This is a genomic window from Arthrobacter gengyunqii (genome assembly GCF_023022985.1).
Classification (GTDB): Bacteria; Actinomycetota; Actinomycetes; order Actinomycetales; family Micrococcaceae; genus Arthrobacter_B; species Arthrobacter_B gengyunqii.
In genome coordinates, this window is sequence record NZ_CP095461.1 from 3,109,937 (window position 1) to 3,134,809 (window position 24,873).

The following is a 24,873-nucleotide window of genomic DNA, read 5'->3' on the forward strand; positions in this document are numbered from 1 at the left end:
TCCTGACACCGACAACTGCGGGTGTCAGGACAGTCTACTCATGCCGCTTCCATCCCATCCATGGGAAGGACGGAAGCTTTGGTGTTTTGGGCCGGGCGTGCGGACGGCGGGGCTACTGCCCTCGGGCGATCCGCACCATCTCGGCGCGGTCCACAACCTTGACGCGCTCGCGCACCAGCTCGCCCGTGGCGGGGTCCGGATGGACGTAGGACGCCCCGAGGCTCTTTTCGTAGGCGTCGAGCTTCAGCCAGCCCTCCCACGTGGTGTATTCCACCCCGCGGTCTTCGAGCAGCTTGATAATGGATTCCTCGTCCGGTTCCTCGGCGGCCGGCAGGTTCAGCCGGTCTTCGAGCAGGAAGCCGATGGTTTCCAGGGCGTCGCCCTTGGTGTGGCCGATCAGCCCAATCGGACCGCGCTTAATCCAGCCGGTGGTGTAGATGCCCGGAACGGGCGTGCCGGATTCGTCAATGACGCGTCCGCCGTCGTTGGGGATCACGCCGCGGCGGGAGTCAAAGCCCACCTCCGGCAGCTCGGACCCGAAGTAGCCAATGGCACGGTAGACGGCCTGCACCGGGTAGTCGACAATCTCGCCGGTACCTCGGGCGTTGCCCGTTCCGTCCAGTTCGTTGCGCTCGAACTTCATGCCCGCCACCTTGCCGGGATTGGCCGGGTCCTCATAGATTTCCACCGGGCTGTGCAGGAAGTGCAGGTGCAGACGGCGGGAGGCGCCGGAATCCTGCTCCTCGACCAGCCAGTTGGTCAGCGTGTTGACCATGGTCTTGGTCTGGTTGTTGGTGCGGATCTGCTCGTCGGAGCCTTCATCGAATTCGAAGTCTTCCGGGTAGAGCACAATATCCACGTCGCGCGAGTGTGAAAGTTCGCGCAGCTCCAGCGGTGTGAACTTCACCTGAGCCGGGCCGCGGCGGCCAAAGATGTGGACATCCGTCACCGGGGACTTTTTCAGGCCCTCGTACACGTTGTCCGGGATCTCGGTGGTCAGCAGGTCATCAGCGTGCTTGGAAAGGATGCGGGCAACGTCCAGGGCCACGTTGCCGTTGCCGATGACGGCCACTTCCTTGGCATCCAGCGGCCATTCACGCGGCACGTCAGGATGTCCGTCATACCAGGACACGAAGTCGGCTCCGCCGAAGGATCCCTCCAGCTCCACGCCGGGGATGCTCATGTCAGCGTCCTTGATGGCGCCGGTGGCGAAGATGATGGCGTCATAGAAGTGCCGGAAATCGGTGAGCGTCAGGTCCTTGCCGTAGTGCACGTTCCCGAGGAAGCGGATGTCTCCGCGGTCCATCACCTTGTGCAGGGCGTTGACGATGCCCTTGATCCGGGGGTGGTCCGGAGCAACCCCGTAACGGATGAGTCCGTACGGTGCCGGGTACTTGTCGAACAGGTCAATGCTGACCTCAAAGTCCCGTTCAGCTTTGGTGAGGATATCTGCGGCATAAACACCGGCGGGGCCAGCGCCGATAATGGCGACTCGCATGGGGCGCTGCGACCGGTCCGCGGCTGAATTAGACACTGATAGTCCTTCGTCTCGGGGAAAACCTCGTGCGGAATAACGCACAGTTTCCTATTCTAAATGCCGCGTACGACGGCGTCTAAACGGTTCGGCGCTGACGCCTCCACAGATGGCTCCGGATCGGCTCCGAAGCTGCTCCGGCCGGTGGCGGGAATACCGCGCGGCGCCGGCGAGTTGTGGATCACGTGTCTTCTTCGAACGGAACCGGCGCCGAGCGCTCCGCACCCTTGTCCGCCTCTGCATCCTCTGCTGCCGGGTCCACCCCTCCCACCCAGCTGCCGGCGACGGCAACAGTGACGGCGCAACCGCAGCCGGCGCCGTCGTCCGGCGGCCGCAGCGAAAACTCGACCGGCATCCTCTTCGGTGTTGGCGCCTACGTTCTGTGGGGGCTGCTGCCCCTGTACTTCATCCTGCTGGTCCCGGCCGGTGCGGTGGAGATTGTCGCGTCCCGCATCGTGTTCTCCCTGGTGTTTTGCGCTGCACTGCTCACCGCCCTGCGGTCGTGGAAGGCCACGGCCACGGCCGCACGGAACCCGAGATTGGTGGCCACGCTAAGCGGTGCCGCCGTACTCATTGCCGTTAACTGGCTCACTTATGCGTGGGCCGTCCTGAATGAACACGCGGTGGAGGCCGCCCTGGGGTACTTCATCAACCCTCTGGTCTCCGTGCTCCTGGGCGTGGTGATCCTCAAGGAAAAACTCAGGCCGCTGCAGTGGGTGGCTATGGCAGTGGGGTTTGTTGCCGTACTGGTACTGACCTTCGCCTACGGAACAGTCCCCTGGGTCGCACTGGGGCTCGCCTTCAGCTTCGGCCTGTACGGGCTGGTGAAGAAGGGCGTGGGCGGCAAGGTTGATGCAATCTCCAGCCTCACCATCGAAACGGCAGCACTGACGCCGATCGCCGCCGGTGTCCTGATCTGGCTGTCCTTGAACGGAACAGCCACCATTCTTTCCAACGGCACCGCGCACTTCTGGCTGCTCGCCGCCTCGGGCATCATTACGGCTGTTCCGCTGATCTTCTTCGGCGCGGCAGCACGGCGCCTTCCACTCTCCACAGTGGGAATGCTGCAGTACCTGGCGCCCACCCTGCAGTTCATCATTGCCCTGGCCGTCTTCAAGGAAACCATGCCGCCGGAACGCTGGGTTGGTTTCGGATTGATCTGGATGGCTCTGGTGATCCTGACCGCTGACATGATGGGCGGCCCCAGACGGAACCGGCTGCTCCGAGCCGCTGCCGCAGCCTAGCTGGGGCGTCGCCCCACGGTGCCTGCCAACGCAGACAGCCCCCGCTGCCCGAAAGAAGGGCGGCGGGGGCTGTCTGTTTGTTGGTGCGGTTTAGCGCAGTGACGCGGCGCGCTGGCGCTGGAGTGCCACGAGGGCTGCACCGCCGGTCAGTGCCATCAGGGCTCCGATGCCGCCTATGGCCAGCTGGGCGGCGTTCAGACCGGTCGCGGCCAGCTCTGTTGTCCCGTCAGCTGCGGCCGGAACCGGCTGCGCCGCCATGACGGTAACGGCCTGCTCGACCGTGAAGGTTGTCCAGCCGGCAAGAACGCCGTCCCGGAACAGGGCCACCTTGTGTTCACCGGCGGCCAGGACTGCCGGAACAGCCGCTGCCAGCGATCCCTTGGCGTCCGCGTTGACAGCGCCCAGGTTGACTCCTGCCGACGGCAGCACAACTTCGTAGGCGGCGCCCGAAGCCAGGCCGGAAATGCGCAGCTGGCTGCCGGAGGCAACGGCGGTAACGGTTCCCCGGGCGGCTTCGGTGAGGAGCGCCTCCTGTCCGAGCGTCACCTGTTCAACGGTGGCGACGCCGGCGGCAGCCTTGGCCTTGGCCTGCTCTGCTGCGCGGCGTGTTTCTTCTTCGGCAGCAGCCTTCGCTGCGGCGGCTGCCTGGGCCGCTTCCTTTGCCGCAGCCTCATTTGCCGCAGCCTCAACTGCGGCAGCGTCGGCTTCAGCCTGCTCCCGGGCGATTGCCGCCTCGGCGGCGGCCTGCTCTTCAGCTGCCTGATGTGCCGGGTCAACGGACTGGGCTGCAGCATCTTCGGCAGCCTTTTGAGCGGCTGCTTCCTCGGCGGCTTCTGCTGCAGCGGCCTTCTCAGCCGCCGCATCTTCAGCAGCCTTTCGGGCAGCGGCTTCCTTTGCGGCAGCTTCCTCGGCGGCCTTGGCGGCCGCAGCCTTCTCAACTGCCTCCTGAGCGGCGGCTTCTTCCGCAGCCTTCCGGGCGGCGGCTTCCGCGGCTGCCTTGTCCTCGGCGGCCTTGTCCTGAGCAGCCGGCTTGGTGTCCGGTGCCGCTGCAGCCGGTTCCTTCGCAGCCTTTGCTGCCGCTTCTTCAGCAGCGGCTTTGGCTGCGGCCTCTGCAGCAGCCTGGTCGGCGGCTTCTTTCGCAGCAGCCTCCTCAGCCGCAGCCTTGGCAGCGGCGTCCTTGGCGGCGGCGTCCTTCGCAGCAGCCTCTTCGGCAGCTGCCCTCTCAGCAGCGGCCCGGGCCTCAGCTTCATCCGCCGCCTTCTTCTCTGCCTCGCGGGCATCGGCCTCGCGTGCTGCCGCCGCCTCATCCTCGGCTGAAACAGCAAACTGGCCGAACTTGGCAGTGGCCAGGTACGCGCCGCGGTTGGGACCTGCGGTCAGCTGGACCGCGCCGATGCCAATGTCCGTGTCGGCTGCCCGAAGCATGTTGGCACGGTGCGGCGGAGAGTTGACCCACCAGCTGAACGCCTGGTCCGCGCTCATGTTCCAGACAATATTCTCCGGGAAGGCATAAGACCCCGGGCTGTGCTGGAAGACGCCGGCGCCGTAGATGTTGGCCTGATCCGCTGACTGCTGCGTCCAGGACTGCGATTCGGCAGACATCTGGTCATTCCAACGCAGCGGGGCAAGTGCATGCTGTGCCCGGTAGTCGTTGATCAACACGTGCAGGCGGTTAGCGAACTGTGCATCCGCGGAGCTTGCCGCGGCGGACGGAATTGCGATGACCGCCGTCATGAGTGCGATGGCGAGGGTCGTGAAGACGCCCACCAGTTTTTTAACGCGCAAAGTGCATCCTTATGCCTCGAGACCCCGTGAAAACACCGAAGCCGGACCGTGCGCAGCTTCCCCAGAAGGCTGCGGTGCCCGGCAAAAACGTCACGGGGCAACGATGAGAATTTACCGCAGGCACCTCTAATAAACAACAGGCCCTCTAATAACACCAGTAACACCAATAACAGATGGGACACGCTGGGCTGTGGAGAATACGCGGAAACACCTACGTTCCGACCACCTTTTAGGCTCCGTTACCGGCTTCCCTTTGCGCTGCGCCCCGGCGCAGGCTCTCGCCCCGGAGACCAGCCCGATTGGTCACCGGGCTGGCCCGGGGCGCCGGACTCCGAGCGGAGTCCGGCGCAGTCTCAGCACCCGGCCTTGGATCCGCTAGAGCTGTGCGCGGACCGCTGCTTCCAGCACGTCCAGCGCGTCGGCCAGCAGGTCATCGCCGATCACCAGCGGCGGCAGCAGTCGCACCACGTTTCCGTAGGTGCCGCAGGTCAGGATGATGACGCCCTCGGCCAGGCACGCCGACGCAATGGCCTTGGTGATGTCGGCATCCGGGGTCTTGGTGCCGGGCTTGACGAATTCCAGCGCGAGCATGGCCCCGCGGCCGCGGACTTCGCCGATCACGCCGGTGTCTTCGGCGAGCTGCTTCAGCCGGGGAACGGCCAGTTCCTCGATCCGGCGGGCACGGCCGGCCAGGTTCGTGGTTTCCATGGTCTCGATCGCTGCCAGCGCCGCGGCACAGGCCACCGGATTTCCGCCGTAGGTGCCGCCCAGGCCCCCGGCGTGGACGGCGTCGAGCAGTTCCGCGCGGCCGGTGACAGCGGAGAGCGGCATGCCGCCGGCGATGCCCTTGGCCATGGTCATGAGGTCCGGAATGACGCCTTCGTGCTGCACGGCGAACCATTCACCGGTGCGGCAGAAACCGGACTGGACCTCATCGGCAATAAAAACGATTCCCTTGGACTTGGCCCACTCGGCCAGCCGGGGCAGGAAGCCTTCGGCGGGCACAATGAAGCCGCCCTCGCCCTGGATCGGTTCGATCAGGATGGCCGCTGTCTGGTCCGCGCCGATCTGCTTCTCAATGGCCAGGATCACCCGGTCGGCAGCCTCGGTGCCGGTGATTGCGGGGTTCTCTTCGCGGTACGGATAGCTCATTGGCATCCGGTAGATCTCGGAGGCAAACGGGCCGAAACCGGTTTTGTACGGCATGGCCTTGGCGGTGAGCCCCATGGTGAGGTTGGTGCGGCCGTGGTAGGCGTGGTCAAAGGCAACGACGGCGTCGCGGCCGGTGGCGGACCGCGCAATCTTGATCGCGTTCTCCACGGCTTCGGCGCCGGAGTTGAAGAGCACCGTGCGCTTCTCATGGTCGCCGGGAGTCACCTCGTGCAGCTTTTCCGCCAGCGCAATGTAGCCCTCGTACGGGGTCACCATGAAGCAGGTGTGCGTGAAATGCTCCACCTGCTCCTTCACCGCGCCGACGACGGCGGGGTCCGAGGCGCCGACGCTGGTCACGGCGATGCCGGAACCCAGGTCGATGAACGAGTTGCCGTCCACGTCACGGATGATGCCGCCGTCGGCGTCGGAAACGTACACCGGAACGGATGAGGCGACACCCTTGGCAACCACGGCTGCCCGGCGGGCGTTCAGTTCGGCGGATTTGGGGCCGGGGAAGGGCCCGCTGATGCTGCGTTTCTGCTCGAGCCGGTAGGCGGGTGAAACGGCTTGGGTGCTCATGGGGTGTGCCTTTCAAGCGATGCTGCGATTACTGCGGCGGGGTGTGCGGGACGGATGGGGGTGCAGGCGCCTAGGCGTCCAATGCTGTCATGACGTGCTTGATCCGGGTGTAGTCCTCCACGCCGTACATGGAGAGGTCCTTGCCGTAGCCGGAGCTCTTGAACCCGCCGTGCGGCATTTCGGCCGTGAGCAGGATGTGCGTGTTGATCCAGACGGCGCCGAAGTCCAGGTCCCGGGCCAGGCGCATGGCACGGCCGTGGTTCGAGGTCCAGACGCTGGATGCCAGGGCGTATTCGACGTCATTGGCCATCTCCACCGCCTCCTCCTCGGTGGTGAAGCTCTGCACCGTGATGACCGGGCCGAAGGTTTCCTTCTGCACCACGTCGTCGTCCTGGCGGGCGCCGGTGATCACGGTGGGCTCGAAAAAGAAGCCCTTGGCGCCGGCACGCTTGCCTCCGGTGGCGATGCTGCAGTGCTCGGGCAGCGAATCGATCACGGCGTTGACGGCGTTGAAGTGGTTGATGTTGTTCAGCGGGCCGAAGTAATTTTCCTCGGAATCTTCGTGTCCGGTCTGCAGGGTCTTGGTGTGTTCCACCAGGGCGGTCACGAAGTCCTCCTGCGCCGATTCTTCGACCAGGACGCGGGTGATGGCGGTGCAGTCCTGTCCGGCGTTGAAGAAGGAGAACTCTGCCACGGCCTGAGCGGTTTTCTGCAGATCGGCGTCGCCAAACACCACGGCCGGCGCCTTGCCTCCGAGCTCCAGATGCGCACGCTTGAGGCCCTTCGCGGCGCCGGAGGCCACGGCGATGCCTGCGCGGACGGAACCGGTGATGGACACCAGGCCCGGTACCGGGTGCTCCACCATGGCGGCACCCGTTTCACCGGTCCCCAGGATCACGTTCAGCACACCGGCCGGGAAAATCTCACCGGCCAGGCGGGCCAGGACGAGAGTCGATTCGGGGGTGGTGTCCGAGGGCTTGAGCACCACGGTGTTGCCGGCGGCGAGCGCGGGGCCGATCTTCCAGACCGCCATCAGCAGCGGGTAGTTCCAGGGGGCAACCTGCGCAACGACGCCGATTGGCTCGCGGCGAATGAAGGAGGTATGGCCTTCCATATACTCCCCGGCAGCTTTACCTTCCAGGAGGCGGGCCGCGCCGGCGAAGAACCGCAGCTGGTCCGCACCCACTGCCACTTCCTCGGCGGCGATGACCGAGGGTACCTGTCCGGTGTTGCGGTGCTGGGCCTCGACCAGCTCGTCGGAGTTGGCTTCCAGGGCGTCGGCCAGCCGAAGGAGCATCAGCTGACGCTCGGACGGAGTGGTCCGCTTCCAGGTGGTGAAGGCCGCCGCAGCGGCCTCCATGGCGGCATCGACGTCGGCCTGGTTGGACACGGGGGACGAGGCCACCACTTCGCCGTTGACCGGGTTGATGATCTCCAGCTGCTCGGTTCCCCGTGCCGGGACAAACTCTCCGTTGATGAAGTTCTGCAGCGTCTGGGCCATGGCTCGCACTGTCCTTTCGGGGAAGAAGAAGCCCGGACTCCGCTGCCCGGGGTTTCTCCCAACCTATGCGGTGAAATTCCCGTTCCATAGGGACGAAAGAACAATGACGGCAGACATGTTCTGTGCAGGCGACCAAACGCTGCACCTATAGTTACTCCATGCCGATCCGCCTTTCCGACCTTTTGGCCGCCCCCGGGTTGAACCTGCGCGGGTGCGGGACTGCCGAACCCACCTCCGCTCCCCTGCAGTGGGTTGCGGTGACTGAACTCGAAGATCCGTTTCCCTTCCTGGGCGGCGGAGAGGTGGTGCTGACCACCGGGCTGCGGCACCGCAGCGGAGCCGTGCAGCGCAGTTTCGTGGACAGCGTGCATCGGTCCGGGGCGCTGGCCATCGGTTTCGGCACCGGGCTCAGCCATGCCAAGGTGCCCGCAGCCCTGCTCGAAGCGGCAACCCAGCGGGGCCTGCCCGTCTTTGAAGTCCCCTACGAGACTCCGTTCGTGGCTCTGGGCAAAATGGTGGCGGACGCCCTGGCGGCTGATCACGTTACACAGCTTCGGGATCTGCTCGCGGCTCACCAGTCCCTGGCCGCAGCACTGCTGGGCGGAAAGGGACTGCCCGGGCTGCTGCAGGAGCTTTCCGTGCTGCTGGGCAGCCCGGTGGCCCTGTACCAGTACGGCGCGCGGCTTTTCGCGACGGGCGCCCGCGCGGAGACCGGCCCCCGCGAGCGGCTTCCGATTGCCACCGGGCTCCGGGACCGGTGCACCCTGATGATCGCCCAGCCCTACCGTCGTCCGGACATCGTGGCTTATGCCCAGAGCCTGATCAGTGTGGAATTGAGCAACCAGGCCCGCCGCCGCACCCGCGAGCGTGCCGTGACGGGGCAACTGCTGGCCGACGTCGTCGCCGGCCGGCTGACCGGAGCCGATGCTTCGGTGCGGCTTCAGGGAGCCGGCATTTCCATGACCCGGCGGAACGTGACCTTCCTGGTGCAGGCCGCCTCCGGCCAGGTGCGCTCGCTGCCGGCCCTGCCGCTGCCCTCAGAGTTTGACGGCGCTTCCACCGCCGTCGTCGACGGGCTGCTGGCCATCGTGGTCCCGGAGGGTTCCCGTACTGACCTGGCCCGGATTCTTTCCGATTACCTCTATGGCAGCGGGCTGACCGCAACGATTGGCATTGGCGGCTCCTATGCCGAACCTGCCGGGCTGCGTTGGAGCTACTTCGAGGCCAAGGAATCCCTCCAGCGCGGCCAGAACCTCAACGAACCTGTCCGGCTGAGCCTGACCTCGCTGCTGATGTCCGGCACCGCCGTTCCGCTGGCCGATCTGGCGGCCGAGGCGCTGGATCCACTGACGGACTTCGACGCCGCCCATGACGCGAAGCTGCTGGAGACCTTGGAGCAGTACCTGGCCCTGAACGGATCCGTGGCCGCCGTGGCGGACGAGCTGGGACTGCACCGGAACACCGTGCGCTACCGGCTGGGGCAGATCACCGAACTGACCGGCTACGATCCCGCCGTCACGGCGGACCGGGTGCACCTGTTCCTGGCGCTCAACGTGCGTAGCCTCGGCCTCGGGACATCCGGCCGGCAAACCCCCTCGTTGCCGCCTACCACCCGGTAACCATAATGTGGGGGGATGGACATCAGCGTGCAACCCGCCCGGACCCTTCGCTGGCAGGGCTTGGAAGACTCAGCACGCCATGACACTGCAGCCGTATCTTTCCGCCCCCGCGAACTGGCTGCCGGCGGCACCTCGGTCACCGATGAGTACACCGCCTCGTGGACCCTTTCCACCGCCCCGGGCTGGGTGACCACACGCTTCTGCATTCGCGTCGATGGGCCTGGCTGGTCGCGTTCCCTGGAGCTCACCCGCTCCTGCGAAGGAAAATGGACCGCCGAAACGCAGGTATCAGGGAACTCCGGCCTGCCTGCTCCGGGCATCGAGGACGCCGCGGCACTGGACAACGCCCAGGACGTGGATCTTGCCCTGTGTCCCCTGACGAACACCATGCCCATCCTCCGCTTGGACCTGCTGAACGCATCGGCTCCCGCAGATGACACCAGGCTCACCGTGGCCTGGGTGGAGATGCCGAGCCTGCGGGTGCTCCCCAGCAAACAGGTCTATTCCCAGGTTTCGGCGTACGACGAGGACCGCGGCTACGGCGTGGTCCTCTACAGTTCCACCACCCGCGGGTTCACCGCCGAGCTGTCCGTGGATGCTGACGGCGCCGTCATCGACTATCCCGGCCTGGCCAGCCGGCTGCCCTGACCCCGGCCGCTGGGTGCACCGGACCGGGTCCGCCCGCGGCTAGGATTGAAGTACACCATCCGCAATTTTGGAGACCCCCATTGAGTGAAATGTTCCTGGACAAATTCAAAGCCCTGGTCCCCAAGTACCTTGAGGACGACTGGCGCGAAGAAGAAGACGGCATCCCCGCTGAAATCCTCAACGAGATGCTCGACGCCCATGACTTCACCATCCCCCTGGTGCTCCGGGAGTTCTACCTGGCCCTGGGCAACAGCGAAGACCTCATGGAGGCGTACCACTTCTTCTGGGATCCGGACGAGCTGGAAATCGAAGACGGCTATCTGCTCTTCCTCGAAGACGAGGACGAGAAGTTTGTCTGGGGCTTCCGCGTGGACCAGCTCGATGTTCCGGACCCGATCGTGTGGCGGCGGAACAACGCCCGCGGCGACTGGCAGAGCGAAGAGGGCACCTTCAGCGAATACGTCTTTGACATGTTCGAGTGGGTCTTCGAGGAAGATCCCAACTAACCCTTCCCGGAAGGAGCCTGTGAATGCAGCAGCCCGGCACCGTCGATGAGGTGTGGCCCAGCCACGCGCCGGAAAACTATCAGTGCCCGTTCTGCGACATGGCGTCCGGGGACTTCGCGTTCCCGGACAACCTCTGCGAGCCCGGGGACCTGGTGTACTCCGATGACCTGGTGCTGGCGTTCATCGCCTCCCACGGCTTCGACCCGGAGCCGGGGCACGTCCTGGTGACGCCCCGGGAGCACTTTGAGCTGCTGTATCAACTGCCCGACGACGTCGCCGCCCGCCTCATGATTGTCACCCGCGACATTGCGGTGGCCATCAAGAAGGCGTGGCGGCCCGACGGCGTCACCACCCGGCAGCACAACGAGCCCGCCGGCAGCCAGCACGTCTGGCACTACCATCAGCATGTACTTCCCCGCTGGGACAATGACGGGCTCTATTTCACGCCCAAGCGCCCGATCGTGGACCCCGCCGTCCGGGCCCGGAAGGCCGCCGAACTTCGCGCCGTCCTATAGGGCGGAGCGACCCGGCATTGATGCTGCGCCGCGGGGTATTGCCGGCCCCGGCCCTACGGCCGTGACCTGTCAGTCTTGGGTTCACGGTCCGGGCTCCAGGCATGGGAGTAAAGGCCAAGCGCGGCTTCCTCCTGAGGAGCAATGCCAAACCGGTTGATTAACCTTCGGCTTTGATAAAGGGTCAGGAACTCCGCGCTGCGGCTGATGCGGGCCTTATCCGCCTGGTATAGGTAAGAATCCATGGCGCGGCCCCAGCGCTTACGCCAGGTGTCGACGGACGGCTCGGCAGCGATGGCGGACATAATATTGAGTGCGGGAACGATCTGCGCAGCCGTCCGCAATGTCAGGGCTTGGCGTGCGCGTTCTGCCTGGGGTCCAAAAGACTCCGTGCAGCTGCGCAGATGCCTCGTCCAGTAGTAGTCCCAGCTAAGCGCCCGGCGATCCGGCCAGAGTGACGAACGGGGTCCGCGCATCATGGCGTAAGCCGTGTCGTGGAGAAGCAGGGCTGCAAAGGCCGAGCGGGTGCCGGCGGCGGGAAAACGGCCCAGCCCCCAAGCCGCGAGGTCCGAGGAGAGTTCCGCCACCTCGCAGGTGAGCGCAATACCCTTGATACCTCCGAAGGAAGCCATGACAGCCTCGATGTGGGGCGTGGCAGGCGCGCCCTGAGGTGGCGGGTATTCGCCGCGGTGCATCTCGAAAAGATCCAGCTCCCCCAGCTGGGGCGAGCACTGGAGCACGAGAGCCTGCGCAAAGCGCTTCAGCCGGCCCGCGATCTCGCCTCGGACCAAAGAATGCACCTGCACGTTCGGTTCCCTGGCATCCAGACGCCGTAAGTAGAAACTCCGCTCGGCGCCCAAGAATCTGGCCTGGGCCATCAGTGGCGTGACCACATGCCTAACGACGGCGTCACACACCTCCGCTCGCGCCGGCTGCACCGTCAGCACCCACCAGCCCGTCACATCAGCCTTCTGCGGCAAGGATCTGGCCGGCACCGCCCCCACCTGCTGCACTTCTCGGCGCGTGGCCACAACCTGGCTCATGATCTCTCCCTCTGGCATCCACTACAACGTAGTGGATGCCAGCGTTGCAGAGACCCGGAAGGTACCTTCTGACCTGCAGAAAACTATAGTAAGTATGCTTATGACGATTGCCGGGGGTGGCCTCGTCCGCTAGAGTGCGCCCTAGACGTCCCGTTCCACCACGGCCACGGCAAAGCTGGCCAGCGCCTGCTTGACCACGGTGTCCGGCAGCGGTTCCAGCGCGGCAACGGCTTCATCGGACCACTGCCGGGCAACCGCCCAGGCCTCCGCCGTGGCCCGGTTCTCCCGCAGTGCCTGCACGGCTGCAGCCAGAGCTGCATCGGAACTCAGGTCCCCGTCCACCAGCTCAAGTACGGCCGCAGCATCGGCGTCGCCCGCAGCAGCGTTGCGGCGCAGCAGCAGCACAGGCAGGGTTGGCACGCCTTCACGCAAGTCAGTACCCGGTGTCTTGCCGGACTTGGCCTCGAGTCCGGTGACGTCGATGACGTCGTCGGCCAGCTGGAACGCGGCGCCCACCTTCTCGCCGTACTCCACCATGACGTCGACGGCCCGGCGGTCCGCGCCGGAGAAGAGCGAGCCGAACTCGCCGGCGGCGGCGATCAGCGAAGCTGTCTTGCCGGAAATAACGGACAGGTAGTGTTCCAGCGGATCCTGTCCCTCGCGCGGTCCCACCGTTTCATGCAGCTGACCCATGCAGAGGCGTTCAAAGGTGCGGGCCTGAATACCCAGGGCTTCGCCGCCGAGCTCGGACACCAGCGAGGAGGCACGGGCAAAAATCAGGTCTCCGGTCAGCACCGCCACCGAGTTTCCCCACACCTCGTGGGCCGTGGGCGCACCGCGGCGCAGGGGTGCGGAGTCCATGACGTCGTCGTGGTAGAGCGTGGCCAGATGCGTCAGTTCAACGACGACGGCGGCCTGGATGACGTCGTCGTTGACCGGCTCGGGGCCCAGATGAGAGGCCAGCAGTGCCAGCAGGGGCCGGATTCGCTTGCCGCCGGCCTGGGCCAGATGGCGCGAGGTGGCGTTGGCAAAGGGATCCGAGTTGGAGATCGCTTCAAGGAGCCGGGCTTCCACCAGTTCCAGGGAAGCAGCAATTGAAGGGCCCAGCTGGGGGTCTTCGGCGATAAGCGCGAATCCTGCCGGCAGTGCGGGCGCGGCGTCGTCAGCGGCAGTATCCGGGCTGGTGTTCGAGGATTCAGTCACGGTGTGAACTAACTTTTCGTCGGAGCGGGTTGGACAGCGGGCGGGATGGATCGTCTTGGTTCGAGGCTGCCGGGACGAGGGCTTCCAGCACGGCAATAACTCTATCCTCCAAACCCTTGTTGCTGCGGTCCGTGAGGTTGGCCAGCATCCGCACCACAAACTTCATCAGCACGGGCAGCGGCATTCCGGTGCGCAGCGCGAGCTTCATGATGGCGGGTTTGCCGATGAGTCCGGCGAAGATCCGGCCCAGAGTGAAATGGCTTCCCCACTCTGCACGGATATGGTCGGCGTACCCCGAGAGCCGGTAATCAAAGGCTGCCGGAGCCGACAGAATTCCCGGAGTGCGTGCCTCGGCTTCGGCTGCCACGATGAAGTCCGCGGCAAACCGCGCGGATTCCATGGCATAGGAAATGCCCTCGCCGTTGAACGGAGAGACCATGCCGCCGGCGTCGCCCAGCAGCAGGAGCCCCGGCGCATAGTGCGGGGTGCGGTTGAAGCCCATGGGCAGGGCCGCCCCGCGGATCTCCCCCATCTGGTTCTCCGGAGTGAACCCCCATTCGGCGGGCATGCCGGCGGTCCAGTCCCGCAGGACCTTGCGGTAGTCCAGCTTGCCGAATTCCTTGGAGGAGTTCAGGATGCCCAGTCCCACATTGGACGTTCCGTCGCCAACACCGAAGACCCAGCCGTAGCCGGGCAGCGGATTTCCGGCGGCGTCGGGAAGTTCCAACCAGCCTTCCATCCAGTCATCGTTGCTGCGCGGGCTTTCGAAGTAGGTGCGAACGGCCACGCCCAGCGGCCGGTCGTCGCGCTTTTCGATGCCCAGGCTCAGGGCGGTGCGGCTGGAGTTGCCGTCAGCAGCGAGCACCACGTCGGCGAAGAATTCGCGGGTCTCACCGGTGCGCCGGCCGGCGTCGTCGAGCACATTGGCCGTTACCCCGGTAACCCGGCCGTCATCGCTGCGCAGCGCGGAGGTGACCGAGTGCCGCTCCAGAATGAGCGCCCCGGCCGCCTGCGCGTGGCGGGCCAGCGCCTCGTCAAAGCCCAGGCGGGTGCGGATCAGTCCGTAGTCGGGGAAATCGGAGAGTACTGGCCAGGGAAGTTCAACGGTGCGGCCCGCGGCAATGAGGCGAAGGCCCTTGTTGCGGCGCCAGCCCTCTGATTCTTCATGGGGCAGGCCGAGGAGCTGGATCTCGCGGACGGCGCGGGGCGTCAGCCCGTCGCCGCAGACCTTCTCCCGGGGGAAGGATGTCTTTTCCAGGACGGTAACGTCCACTCCGGCGCGGGCCAGATAGTAGGCAGCGGTTGAACCGGCCGGACCGGCACCGACAATGAGAACCTTCACTTAGATGGCTGTTCTCCCCGGCTTTACAGCACGGTGGATGGCCACAATGCCGCCGGTGAGGTTGCGGTAGGCCACGTCTTCCCAGCCGGTTTCCGAAATCCAGGCTGCCAGTCCGTCCTGGTTGGGCCAGGCGCGGATGGACTCGGCGAGGTAGACGTACGCGTCGGGGTTGGACGCAACCTTGCGGGCAATCGGGGGAAGTGCACGCATCAGGTATTCGGTGTACATGGTCCGCCACACCGGAACGGTGGGCGAGGAGAACTCTGCGATGACCAGGCGGCCGCCCGGCTTGGTAACCCGCAGCATTTCGGAGAGCGCCTTTTTCGGCTCATTCACGTTACGCAGGCCAAAGGAGATGGTGGAGGCGTCAAAGGAGTTGTCCTCGAACGGGAGGTTGGTGGCGTCTCCGGCCACGAAGTCGATGTCCGGGCGGCGCCGCTTGCCCACCTTGAGCATCCCCAGGGAGAAGTCGCAGGCAACAACGTTGATGCCGGCGTCGGCGTAGGGTTCACTCGAAGTGCCGGTGCCTGCGGCCAGGTCAAGGACCCGCTGGCCGGGCTCGGCGCCGACGGCGTCCACCACCAGACGGCGCCAACGGCGCGTTTGTCCCAGGGACAACACGTCATTCACGACGTCGTATTTCGGTGCCACGTCGTCAAACATGGCAGCGACTTCATCAGGGCGTTTTTCCAACGATGCGCGCTTCACCTCATCATTGTCTCAAAGAATGTCCACGGGACCGAACACGAGGACGCAGCTGTCTTCTGCCTCACCGAGCAGGGTCCCGGCGCCTGCGGCGTCACGGAACACCGCCCGTGGCACATCCGTGCGAGGAGTAGGCTGGACTCATTATGACCACCCTGCGTTCCCTGACCGTGCCCATTGGTGAGCTGTCCGCCACAATCGGGCTGCTGGAGTATCTGGTCCTCAATGACCAGCTTGCCTGGATCCGCAGCGGAGAAGGACTGGTGGGATTCGGCGAAAGCGCCCGCTTCACCTCCAGTGGGCCCGAACGCTTCGCAGACGCACAGCAGTGGTGGCTGAAGCTGGCGGACGACGCCGAGATCGACAATCCGCTGTCCGTCCCGGGGAGCGGCCTGGCGGCCTTCGGCTCCTTTGGTTTTTCCAAGCGCTCTCCCTTTGAATCCCGGCTCATTGTGCCGGAGATCGTGGTGGGTTCACGCGACGGCGTTACCTGGATCACGCAGACCACGACAGATCCCGAGGCCGAACTGAGCCCGGCCTCCGCCCAGTCGGCCCTGGCCCTGTATCTGGATGCGGTTCCGGTTGCCCGTGAGCCGGACCCCGAGGACCGCATCCTGCCCGGCATCCTCAGCGAAGCCGAGTGGAAGAACGCCGTGGCCCGCTCCGTGGCGCACATCAACGCCGGGGACCTCAGCAAAATTGTCCTGGCCCGCGACATCGTGGCATCCCTCGGCTCACCGCTGTCCGCGGCACAGGTGCTGCGCGAACTGGCCCTGCGCTACCGCAGCTGCTGGACCTATTCGGTGGACGGCCTGATCGGCTCCACGCCGGAAATGCTGATCAAGGTGGAGAACGGCGTCGCCCGCGCCCGGGTCCTGGCCGGAACGCTGGACCGCGCGTCGGCTCCTGCGGATGATCCGGAGTATCCGCAGCGCATGCTGGCCGGCTCCGACAAGCAGCGGCATGAGCACCAGATTGCCATCGATTCCCTGACCCGCCATTTGGAACCGTTCACCTCCTCGATGACTTCCCACACCGAGCCGTTTGTGCTGGAACTGCCCAATGTGTGGCATCTGGCCTCCGACGTCGCCGCGGAACTGGCACCCGGAGCCGACGGCGGAATCCCCACAACCCTGGCGCTCGTGGAGGCGCTGCATCCCACCGCCGCCGTATGCGGCTTCCCCACCAGCGTCGCCGGTGAGCTGATCAGTGAACTTGAGCACATGGACCGGGGCCCGTATGCCGGCCCTGTGGGCTGGATGGACGCGGAGGGTAACGGTGAATGGGGCATCGCCCTGCGCGGAGCCGTCATCGAGGATCCCCGCACGGTGCGGCTGTATGCAGGCTGCGGCATTGTGGCGGGCTCCAATCCGGCCGCCGAATTGGCGGAAACGTGGAGCAAGTTCCGCCCAATGCTGGAAGCGCTGGATCTGGACCGCGCCCGCGGTGCCGTGACCGGATCCCGGTCTTAGAGATCCACCCCCTGCGCCCCTAAACTTAAAACACCTCCCTTGACGGCGTGACGAAGGTTGTGTAACGCGCCCTCCCGGAGTGCGTATAATTGAGTGGTCGTGCATATTTATGCATAACTCATCAGGCAACAGCACCGGCTCGCCGAAGCCGGTCCCCGTCCCTTTCCGATTTCGAGGTTGTAACTCCCATGCTGCACAAAACACGCACCGCCCTGGCCGCCATCCTGGCCGTCGGCGCCCTGACCACTACTGCCTGCAGCGGCGGCAGCGGTTCTGCGGAAACGGAATCCGGGATTCCGATAGTGAACGACGGCGCACTGACGGTTTGCTCCAACGTTCCGTTTGAGCCCTTCGAATTTGTAGGCGAGGACGGCGAGTACACCGGCTTCGACATGGACCTCAGCCGTGAGATTGCCGCCGGCATGGGCTTGGAGTTGGAAGTGCAGAACGCCAGTTTCGACGGCCTCCAGAGCGGCACCGTCCTGGCCGCCAACCAGTGCGACGTGATCGCCGCGGCCATGACCATCACCCCGGAGCGCGAAGCAAACCTCGCATTCTCCGATCCGTACTACGACTCGCTGCAGTCACTGCTGGTTCCTGCCGACTCTCCGGCCAAGTCGCTGGAAGACATGTCCGGCAAGAGAATCGGCATTCAGCAGGGCACCACCGGCGAAACCTATGCCCGTGACAATGCACCTTCCGACACCGAGGTTATCGCCTACCAGACGGACGCAGATCTGTTCCAGGCGCTGCAGGCCGGCAACATTGACGGCGTCTTCCAGGACCTGCCGGTAAACCTCAAGCACGCGGATGACAAGAATTTCAGCCTCGCCGGAACTTATTCCACGGGTGAATCCTATGGTCTGGCGGCAAAGAAGGACGGCAGCGAAAAGCTGATCACTGAGATCAACGCCCAGCTCGCCGAGATGCACAGCAACGGCAAGTACCAGGAGATTTACGACAAATACTTCACCGAATAACGCGTAGGCGGAGCCCAATACGCGAACGGCGCCGTCGTGTTCAGTACCCCGATGAAATGTGACATGCGTAGAATCTAGAGTGCTTTCATCTGTTTACGAAGGGGCAATCGCCACTGGCTCCGTCCACGAAAAGGTTGTAAATCCATGCTGAACAACGCACGCAGAACCGCCCTCGCCGCAGTGGCCCTAAGCGCCTTGGCACTGACCGCCTGCGGCGGTGACGATTCATCCGCCGACGGTGCCGCTGATTCGGGACTCGGCCTGGTTTCGGAAGGAACCCTGAAGGTCTGCTCCGAAATCCCCTACGTACCGTTCGAATATGTCGAGGACGGAGAATATACCGGCTTTGATATTGATTTGATCCGGGAAATCGCCGCCGGCATGGGTTTGGAAACAGAGATTCAGCAGTCGGCCTTTGAAGCGATTCAGGGCGGTACGGCCGTCAGTGCGGGAATGTGCGACCTCAGCGCCAGCGCAGTCACCATTACGCCTGAACGTTCGGAGAATCTGCTCTTCAGTGATCCGTACTATGACTCGCTGCAGACGCTCATGGTTCCCGAAGGTTCGGACATTACGGGCATCGACGATCTGGCCGGCAAGCGCGTAGGCGTGCAGCAGTCCACCACCGGTGCCGCTTATGCGCAGGAAAACGTCGAGGGCGCCGAGATCCTTGAGTATCCCGGCGACGGCGAACTGTTTCAGGCCATTCAGGCCGGGAGCATCGACGCCATCCTCCAGGACATCGCCGTGAACACGAACCACACCAAGGACGGCGGTTTTGACATCGTCGAGGAATACCAGACTGACGAGTCCTACGGCTTCGCCACCAAAAAGGAAAACACTGCCCTGATCGAAGAGGTCAACGCCCAGTTGGCCGACCTCCGGGAGAACGGCAAATACACCGAAATTTACGACAAGTACTTTGCCGAATAACCCCTGACAAGCACTGAACGTTCCGCCGTCCCGGTTTGTGACCCACTCCGGGACGGCGCCACACATATCTTCCGCGGAAGGCTCCACCTTGAAACCCTCCACCCGCAGACGCCTCTTCCGGGGCGTCCTGTACGTCGTCTTCATCCTGGCCGTTTTGGCCATAGTCCTGCTTGCGGACTGGAAAGCTATCGGGGTGAACTTCTTTGACGTCGAAGTGGCCAAGAAGGCTTTCCCGACGATCATCACCGTGGCCGTCAAGAACACCATTATCTACACCGCCATCGCCTTTGCCGGCGGCCTGGCACTGGGCCTGATCCTGGCCCTGATGAAGCTCTCCCCCGTGGCACCCTACCGCTGGGCCGCGACGGCCTACATTGAACTGTTCCGCGGGCTCCCGGCTCTGCTGGTCATCTTCGCGTTTGCCTTCGCCGTGCCGATCGCTTTCTCCTGGCAGTGGCCCGGAGGAAATGCCGGAGGCGGCCTCATTGCCCTGATCGTGGTCTCGGCCGCGTATATTGCCGAGACCATCCGCGCGGGCATACAGGCGGTTCCGCAGGGCCAGATCGAAGCGGCCCGTTCCCTGGGCATGGGCCCGGCCTGGACCATGGTGTCCGTGACCCTGCCGCAGGCGTTCCGCATCATCACCCCGCCGCTGACCAACGAACTCGTCATCCTGATCAAGGACACCTCGCTGCTGTTCATTGCCGGAATGGCGCTGGCGGACCGGGAACTGACAACGTTCGCCCGCGACGCAGTGTCCCAAAACGCCAATTCCACTCCGCTGGTGCTGGCTGCCCTGATGTACCTCATCATCACGCTGCCGCTGACGCAGCTGGTAGCCAAGCTTGAGCGCCATAACCAGAGAGGCCGGTGACTGCCATGAGTACAGCAGCATCCAGCTCCCCCGCCGCCGCCAGCAAAGCGGTTCCCGCCATCCAGGTTCGGAACCTGCACAAGAGCTTCGGTTCCAAAGAGGTGCTCAAGGGCATCGACTTCCATGTGGACCAGGGCGAGGTGGTGTGCGTGATCGGCCCGTCCGGTTCCGGCAAATCCACCCTGCTGCGCTGCGTCAACCGTCTGGAGGAGCCCACCAGCGGCACCATCCTGGTGGAAGGCGTGGACATCACCGATCCGGAAACGGATCTGGACAAGGTCCGCACCCGGATCGGTATCGTCTTCCAGCAGTTCAACCTCTTCCCGCACCTGAACGTGTTGAAGAACCTCACCCTGGCCCAGCGCCGCGCCAAGAAGCGCGGCAAAGTCCAGGCTGAGGAAATCGCCAGGGCGAACCTGGCCAAGGTTGGCCTGGCCGACCGCGGGGACGCGTTCCCCGCCCAGCTTTCCGGCGGACAGCAGCAGCGGGTGGCCATCGCCCGGGCGTTGTCCATGGATCCGGACATGATGCTCTTTGACGAGCCCACCTCAGCCCTGGACCCCGAGCTGGTCGGAGACGTGCTCACGGTCATGCGGAAGCTGGCCGAAGAAGGCATGACCATGATGGTGGTGACCCACGAGATCGGTTTTGCCCGCGAGGTTGGTGACCGCGTGGTGTTCATGGACGGCGGCGTCGTCGTCGAGCAGGGACGCCCGGCCGATGTGCTGGACAACCCGCAGCACCCCCGCACCCGCGAGTTCCTGTCCAAGGTGCTCTAGCCGGTTCGTTTCTTCAACGCAGCAGCCCTCCCGCATGTCATTTGCGGGAGGGCTGCTGTTCTTGTCTCAGCGCCCGAATCTAGGCGAGCACCGCCTGCACCGCGTTCTTCACCCGGGCATGCAGATTCCGCAACGATGAGCGGTGCACCTGAACCTCGATGACGGAGCGGCCGGACACCGGGTTGTCCAGTGCGGCATCGAGCTCGTCGGCAGTGCGGATCAGCTGGTGCGGAACCCCGTAGCCGGCCGCCAGGGCTGCGATATTGGCGGTGTGCGGGGTGCCGAAAAAGCGTTCGACCACGGCGGCATACTCCTCGCGCTCCCCCAGCGCCCCGTGCTCCAGCAGCGTGAAGATGCCGCCGCCGGAATCGTTGAGCACCACAATCTGCAGGTCCGGCTCCGGTTCGCCGGTTCCCAGCAGGAGGGCGCCGGCATCGTGCAGGAAGGTCAGGTCGCCCAGCAGGAGCCGCGTGGGAATGCCGTTGGCCAGTGCGATGCCTGAGGCGGTGGAGATGGTGCCGTCAATCCCGGCCAGCCCGCGGTTGGCGTACACATCCAGCGGATGCCAGTCCGGAGCTGCCACCAGGTCCATGTCTCGTATGGCGTTGGACGAGCCGAGCACCAGGTTCCCGTCCGCGTGGTCCCAGACCAGGTCCGCGACGTGAAGCCCCGTCAGTTCGTCGTCCTCCCCGAGCAGGGAAGACACTGCGGCCATCGCCGCACTGGAGGCGTCCTGCCAGCGCTGCAGCCAGCCAGGTTCACCCGCTCCGGCAAAGTCGAAGAGCCCGGCCAGATCCGTGATGACGGTTTCCGGGCGGCGGCCCGGTGTGAACCAGTTGACCGGCCGCGGCACGTAGATCGCCCTGTCCACGTCGCTGCGGGCCAACAGCGCGGCCACGGGACGCGAGAGCGTGGGCCTGCCGAAGACCACCACCCGTTCGATCTCGGGGCCGAGTTCTTCGAGCAGCAGCCGGTACGCACCAATCGCGTTGGGTCCGAAGCGGGCGTTCGAGGACGGTTCGGCCAGCAGCGGCAGCCCTGCACGCCGGGCGAACAGGGCGGCGATCTCCCCGGCACCGTCACCGGCAACCACGACGGTGCGGTGCGTGCCGGAGCGCGCAAGGCCTGTCGCTTCCCGCCCGGTGGCTGCCGGTCCGGCGAGGCGGGCAGGCAGCTCGGCATCCTCGCCGTCGTCGTCATTGATTCCGGCTGCTTCCACGGTGTCGGAATCCTGCGGGACCAGCGGGTCACGGAACTGCAGGTTGATGTGGATCGGTCCGGCCGGAGTGTCCGCTGCTCCCACCTTGTCAAAGGCGGCGGCTATGGCCCCGGCAGGATCTTCGCCTGCACCGATGTCGGCGGTGGAAGCAGGGAACTGAGCGAAGATGCCGGGCTGGACGGTGGTCTGGTTGGCACCGGTGCCGTGCAGTTCCGCGGGGCGGTCGGCGGACAGCACCACCAGCGGCACGCCCGCGTGGTGCGCTTCCATTACGGCGGGAACCAGCTCGCCCACCGCCGTTCCGGAGGTGGTGACGACGGCCGCCGGGCGGTGTCCGCCGCGGGCCAGGCCCAGGGCCGTGAACCCGGCAACCCGCTCATCGATCCGCACGTGCACCCGCACCCGCCCCTGCACTTCGGCCTCGGCCAGTGCATAGGCCAGCGGAGCGCTGCGGGAGCCGGGGGCGACGACGACGTCCGTCACCCCCGCCGCGGTCAGCGCGGAGACGGCGGAGCGGGCCGCCTGCAGCGAGCTGAGGTTGTTTGCTGCTGTGGGCTCAGACGAGCCGTCAGAGGGAGACGGGCTGGGGGATTTCGAGGTTCCGGTCACCTACCCATCCTAGGGTTGCCGGGTGCGGGTGGGGTGTCCGCTCCCCCGAACCCGTTCCTCAGTAGGCCCGGACCCGCTGTTCCACCACCAGGTGGATGAGCGCAAAGGTCTTGTCCTCATCAATGGCCCGGAGCGCCGCCTCGACAGCGCCGGGAACATCGGCGTCGCGCTCCACCCTGACGCCGAAGCCGCCAAAGGCCTGCGCCATTAGCGCGAACTCGGGGTTCTTCAGCTGGGTGCCGGAGACCCGGTCCGGATAGTGCCGCTCCTGGTGGGTGCGGATGGTGCCGTACTCCTGGTTGTCCATCACGATCACCAGCGGGGTGGCCCCGTACTGCGCGGCGGTGGCCAGCTCCTGGCCGTTCATCAGGAACTCGCCGTCGCCGGCAATCGTCACCACGCGCCGGCCCGGATGGGTCAGGGACGCAGCGACCGCCGACGGCACGGAGTAACCCATCGACCCGTTGCGGGCACTGAGCATGGAGGCGTACCGCTTCGTCGGGAAGTACCGGTGGGCCCAGTTGGTGTGCTCGCCGGCACCCAGGGTGACCACGGCGTCGTCGGGCAATGTTGGCACCAGATGCGCCATCAGCGTGTCCATCCGCGCCTGCCCCGCGCCGGGGGCGGCCGGCGGCAGGGCGGCGAACGCTTCCTGTTCACCGCGCATGCGGGAGGTCCAGGCCTTCCACTCGTCCTTCACCGGCAGGTCCATCAGCACCAGGTCGCGGACAAAGACGTCCGGCTTGGCCACGATCTGGTAGGAGACCGGGCCGGAGCGGCCGCGCAGCGAGGGGTCGATGGAGACCAGGAAGTTCTTCTTCGCCCAGTCCTGCCGGACCACAAAACCGTCGGTGAGCACGTCGCCGGGCACGGTGCCCACGAAGATCAGCAGGTCGGTCTCTTCGAGCAGGTCGTAGGTGGGCTTCGGCCGGCCGTAGCCGATCGGCCCGACATAGGAGGGCGAATCGAAGGGCACCGTGCCCTCGCAGCGCCACTCCGCGGCGGCAGGCAGGTGGTGTTCCTCCAGCCACCGGGTCAGGGCATCCGCCCCTTCCTGCGTCCAGTCATTGCCGCCGGTCACAAACAGCGGCTTGTCCGCTTCCTTCAGCGCCGCCTTCAGCGCCTTCCAGTCCGTCACGGTCATGCCGCCGGGGGCGACGGGAATCGGCGGATGCAGGACGGCGCTGATCTCCTGCCGGATAATGTCCTCGGGCAGGCCGACGACGACGGGGCCCGGGCGGCCGCTCATCGCGGCGAAGATCGCTTCGGCCACGATTTCGGACGCCCGCTCGGCGTGGTCCAGCACCATCACGCGCTTGGCTCCCGTATCGAACCAGGCCTTGATGTCGAATTCCTGAAACGCCTCACGGTCCCGGTGCTCAAACGGAATCAGCCCAACAAAGAGCACCATGGGGGTGGAGTCCTGCCAGGCCGTGTGCAGGCCAACGTGCGCATTGGCGGCGCCCGGTCCGCGGGTGACCATGGCGATCCCCGGCAGTTGCTGCATCTTGCCGGCGGCCTCCGCCATGTAGGCGGCCCCGCCCTCGTGCCGGCACACGATGGTTTCAATCGACGATTCGGCCAGGCCGTCCAGCACGTCCAAGAAGCTCTCGCCGGGCACCACATAGGTCCGCTTCACCCCATGCGCGGCCAGCGAATCGACAATCACGTGGCCCGCCGACTTTGTTGCCGGGGCATCGGTTGCTCCCGCCGTGGAGGGAGCTGGCACGCGGGAAATGGAGGATGCCTGAGGCAGCCCTGACGTCGTTGTCATCAATTCGCTTTCGTTGCTCGGATACATCGGTCTGTGCCGTCATGCTGTCAACGGCTGGCCTAAATCCCCTTGTCACGCCACCTGCTGCGCTCCGGGGTGGGATCATAGTACCGACAGCGGCCGGCAGACCGGCGAAATGTGACGCCGCCGGAAATCGAGTCGTCTTGGCCACCCAACCAGCAGGTGCTTCCGCGACCCTTGGCACCAAACCGGCACGGCCTCGTTTCCTGAGGCATCTCCTCAGGAAACGCGGGATCCGCACCATTCGTCTGCCAGCACTGCATAGCCATACCCGTCGAGCCAGCGGCCCGAGCGGTGCAGGGAGGCCTGGCGGGTCACTGTTTCCCGCCGCATACCGGCCTTTTCCATCACCCGCCACGATGCCACATTTTCCGCCAGGCATTCCGCCGTCACACGGCGCAGGCCGAGGTCCTCAAAGCAGATGCGCAGCAGCTCGGCCACGGCTTCATTTGCATACCCCTGGCCCGCGTAGTCGGGCGCAATGACGTATCCGATCTCGGCCTGGGTGGCGTGTGCCTGCGCCTGAACTTCCTTCTGTGCCCACGCGTCCCGGATGCCCATGTAGAGGTCGCCGATGTGGATGTCGCCACGTTCCACAACATAGATGCACGCCAACAGCTCAGGCTGCCGGGCCCGTTCGATGAAGGCGTCCAGGTCCGCGGGATGCGATGCCAGCCATTCCGACACCTCCGGCTTGCGGTAGTACTCGAAGATGCGCGGCAGGTCTTCGACAACGGCGGGACGGATGGCAAGGCGGGCGGTGCTGGCGGGCCATAGGAGATCAGCAGGTTTCACGGACGGCATACTAGCCGCGGCTGCTTAAAGAGCGGAAGCGGGAA

Annotated in this window: 21 protein-coding genes; 10 read left to right on the forward strand and 11 right to left on the reverse strand. The window is 65.3% G+C overall.

Going from position 1 to position 24,873, the window contains the following annotated elements; all coding sequences use genetic code 11:
- Positions 1–112: 112 nt before the first annotated feature.
- Complete coding sequence (locus MUG94_RS14315; RefSeq protein ID WP_227906765.1) at positions 113–1,534, reverse strand: FAD-dependent oxidoreductase; 1,422 nt, start codon at positions 1,532–1,534, stop codon at positions 113–115.
- Positions 1,535–1,710: 176 nt separating this feature from the next.
- Between MUG94_RS14315 and rarD the strand changes: the two genes are divergently transcribed.
- Positions 1,711–2,778, forward strand: coding sequence for an EamA family transporter RarD (gene rarD / locus MUG94_RS14320; protein WP_423724274.1), 1,068 nt, complete (start codon positions 1,711–1,713; stop codon positions 2,776–2,778).
- A gap of 90 nt (positions 2,779–2,868) precedes the next feature.
- Here the strand turns inward: rarD and MUG94_RS14325 are convergent, their stop codons facing one another.
- The 3 genes from MUG94_RS14325 to MUG94_RS14335 form a co-directional block, all read right to left on the reverse strand.
- A complete protein-coding gene (locus MUG94_RS14325) occupies positions 2,869–4,563 on the reverse strand; it encodes a CAP domain-containing protein (RefSeq protein WP_227906767.1) in 1,695 nt (564 codons plus the stop codon).
- 375 nt (positions 4,564–4,938) lie between these two features.
- The gene (gabT, locus tag MUG94_RS14330) at positions 4,939–6,294 is read right to left on the reverse strand and encodes a 4-aminobutyrate--2-oxoglutarate transaminase (protein WP_227906769.1); all 1,356 of its coding nucleotides are present in this window, start codon (positions 6,292–6,294) and stop codon (positions 4,939–4,941) included.
- Between the two features lie 70 nt (positions 6,295–6,364).
- The gene (locus MUG94_RS14335; RefSeq protein ID WP_227906771.1) at positions 6,365–7,795 is read right to left on the reverse strand and encodes a gamma-aminobutyraldehyde dehydrogenase; all 1,431 of its coding nucleotides are present in this window, start codon (positions 7,793–7,795) and stop codon (positions 6,365–6,367) included.
- Between the two features lie 158 nt (positions 7,796–7,953).
- Here MUG94_RS14335 and MUG94_RS14340 point away from each other — a divergent pair, with 158 nt between their 5' ends.
- From MUG94_RS14340 to MUG94_RS14355, 4 genes are all read left to right on the forward strand, one after another.
- Positions 7,954–9,414 (forward strand): PucR family transcriptional regulator, encoded by a 1,461-nt coding sequence (locus tag MUG94_RS14340; RefSeq protein ID WP_227906773.1) that lies wholly within the window; start codon positions 7,954–7,956, stop codon positions 9,412–9,414.
- Positions 9,415–9,429: 15 nt separating this feature from the next.
- Positions 9,430–10,062, forward strand: a complete 633-nt coding sequence (locus tag MUG94_RS14345) for a putative glycolipid-binding domain-containing protein (protein ID WP_227906775.1) — start codon at positions 9,430–9,432, stop codon at positions 10,060–10,062.
- 80 nt (positions 10,063–10,142) lie between these two features.
- Entirely contained in the window at positions 10,143–10,568 is a 426-nt protein-coding gene (locus MUG94_RS14350) for a hypothetical protein (RefSeq protein WP_227890392.1), read from the forward strand.
- 23 nt (positions 10,569–10,591) lie between these two features.
- Positions 10,592–11,083, forward strand: a complete 492-nt coding sequence (locus MUG94_RS14355; protein ID WP_227890393.1) for an HIT family protein — start codon at positions 10,592–10,594, stop codon at positions 11,081–11,083.
- A gap of 53 nt (positions 11,084–11,136) precedes the next feature.
- On the opposite strand, the gene MUG94_RS14360 is transcribed toward MUG94_RS14355, so the two are convergent.
- From MUG94_RS14360 to MUG94_RS14375, 4 genes are all read right to left on the reverse strand, one after another.
- On the reverse strand, positions 11,137–12,123 hold the full coding sequence (locus MUG94_RS14360) for a hypothetical protein (protein ID WP_227906777.1): 987 nt from the start codon (positions 12,121–12,123) through the stop codon (positions 11,137–11,139).
- 141 nt (positions 12,124–12,264) lie between these two features.
- Positions 12,265–13,326 (reverse strand): polyprenyl synthetase family protein, encoded by a 1,062-nt coding sequence (locus tag MUG94_RS14365; RefSeq protein WP_227906779.1) that lies wholly within the window; start codon positions 13,324–13,326, stop codon positions 12,265–12,267.
- Positions 13,319–14,668, reverse strand: coding sequence for a geranylgeranyl reductase family protein (locus MUG94_RS14370; RefSeq protein ID WP_227890396.1), 1,350 nt, complete (start codon positions 14,666–14,668; stop codon positions 13,319–13,321). The genes MUG94_RS14365 and MUG94_RS14370 overlap by 8 nt, the downstream gene beginning before the upstream one ends.
- On the reverse strand, positions 14,669–15,376 hold the full coding sequence (locus MUG94_RS14375; protein ID WP_227906781.1) for a demethylmenaquinone methyltransferase: 708 nt from the start codon (positions 15,374–15,376) through the stop codon (positions 14,669–14,671).
- 143 nt (positions 15,377–15,519) lie between these two features.
- On the opposite strand from MUG94_RS14375, the gene MUG94_RS14380 reads away from it, so the two are divergent.
- The 5 genes from MUG94_RS14380 (at position 15,520) to MUG94_RS14400 (ending at position 20,411) form a co-directional block, all read left to right on the forward strand.
- Positions 15,520–16,845: an isochorismate synthase gene (locus MUG94_RS14380; RefSeq protein WP_231704833.1), complete on the forward strand. Its 1,326-nt coding sequence runs from the start codon at positions 15,520–15,522 to the stop codon at positions 16,843–16,845.
- Between the two features lie 188 nt (positions 16,846–17,033).
- Entirely contained in the window at positions 17,034–17,825 is a 792-nt protein-coding gene (locus MUG94_RS14385; protein WP_227906782.1) for a basic amino acid ABC transporter substrate-binding protein, read from the forward strand.
- A gap of 144 nt (positions 17,826–17,969) precedes the next feature.
- Positions 17,970–18,758, forward strand: coding sequence for a transporter substrate-binding domain-containing protein (locus MUG94_RS14390; protein ID WP_227890399.1), 789 nt, complete (start codon positions 17,970–17,972; stop codon positions 18,756–18,758).
- An 88-nt stretch (positions 18,759–18,846) separates the two neighbouring features.
- Entirely contained in the window at positions 18,847–19,632 is a 786-nt protein-coding gene (locus MUG94_RS14395; RefSeq protein ID WP_227890400.1) for an amino acid ABC transporter permease, read from the forward strand.
- Positions 19,633–19,637: 5 nt separating this feature from the next.
- Positions 19,638–20,411, forward strand: coding sequence for an amino acid ABC transporter ATP-binding protein (locus tag MUG94_RS14400; protein WP_227890401.1), 774 nt, complete (start codon positions 19,638–19,640; stop codon positions 20,409–20,411).
- Between the two features lie 79 nt (positions 20,412–20,490).
- Here the strand turns inward: MUG94_RS14400 and menD are convergent, their stop codons facing one another.
- From menD to MUG94_RS14415, 3 genes are all read right to left on the reverse strand, one after another.
- Positions 20,491–22,239, reverse strand: coding sequence for a 2-succinyl-5-enolpyruvyl-6-hydroxy-3-cyclohexene-1-carboxylic-acid synthase (menD, locus tag MUG94_RS14405; protein ID WP_227906784.1), 1,749 nt, complete (start codon positions 22,237–22,239; stop codon positions 20,491–20,493).
- A gap of 58 nt (positions 22,240–22,297) precedes the next feature.
- Positions 22,298–24,013: a thiamine pyrophosphate-dependent enzyme gene (locus MUG94_RS14410; protein WP_227906785.1), complete on the reverse strand. Its 1,716-nt coding sequence runs from the start codon at positions 24,011–24,013 to the stop codon at positions 22,298–22,300.
- A gap of 240 nt (positions 24,014–24,253) precedes the next feature.
- Positions 24,254–24,829, reverse strand: coding sequence for a GNAT family N-acetyltransferase (locus MUG94_RS14415; protein ID WP_227906787.1), 576 nt, complete (start codon positions 24,827–24,829; stop codon positions 24,254–24,256).
- Positions 24,830–24,873: the final 44 nt, after the last annotated feature.

Excerpts from the sequence above, each read along its gene's own strand:
- MUG94_RS14400 (WP_227890401.1), top strand. The coding sequence starts at position 19,638 with ATGAGTACAGCAGCATCCAGCTCCCCCGCCGCCGCCAGCAAAGCGGTT.
- MUG94_RS14335 (WP_227906771.1), bottom strand. The coding sequence starts at position 7,795 with ATGGCCCAGACGCTGCAGAACTTCATCAACGGAGAGTTTGTCCCGGCA.
- MUG94_RS14385 (WP_227906782.1), top strand. The coding sequence starts at position 17,034 with ATGCTGCACAAAACACGCACCGCCCTGGCCGCCATCCTGGCCGTCGGC.
- MUG94_RS14345 (WP_227906775.1), top strand. The coding sequence starts at position 9,430 with ATGGACATCAGCGTGCAACCCGCCCGGACCCTTCGCTGGCAGGGCTTG.
- MUG94_RS14340 (WP_227906773.1), top strand. The coding sequence starts at position 7,954 with ATGCCGATCCGCCTTTCCGACCTTTTGGCCGCCCCCGGGTTGAACCTG.
- MUG94_RS14380 (WP_231704833.1), top strand. The coding sequence starts at position 15,520 with ATGACCACCCTGCGTTCCCTGACCGTGCCCATTGGTGAGCTGTCCGCC.
- MUG94_RS14360 (WP_227906777.1), bottom strand. The coding sequence starts at position 12,123 with ATGAGCCAGGTTGTGGCCACGCGCCGAGAAGTGCAGCAGGTGGGGGCG.
- MUG94_RS14390 (WP_227890399.1), top strand. The coding sequence starts at position 17,970 with ATGCTGAACAACGCACGCAGAACCGCCCTCGCCGCAGTGGCCCTAAGC.
- gabT (WP_227906769.1), bottom strand. The coding sequence starts at position 6,294 with ATGAGCACCCAAGCCGTTTCACCCGCCTACCGGCTCGAGCAGAAACGC.
- MUG94_RS14355 (WP_227890393.1), top strand. The coding sequence starts at position 10,592 with ATGCAGCAGCCCGGCACCGTCGATGAGGTGTGGCCCAGCCACGCGCCG.
- MUG94_RS14410 (WP_227906785.1), bottom strand. The coding sequence starts at position 24,013 with ATGACAACGACGTCAGGGCTGCCTCAGGCATCCTCCATTTCCCGCGTG.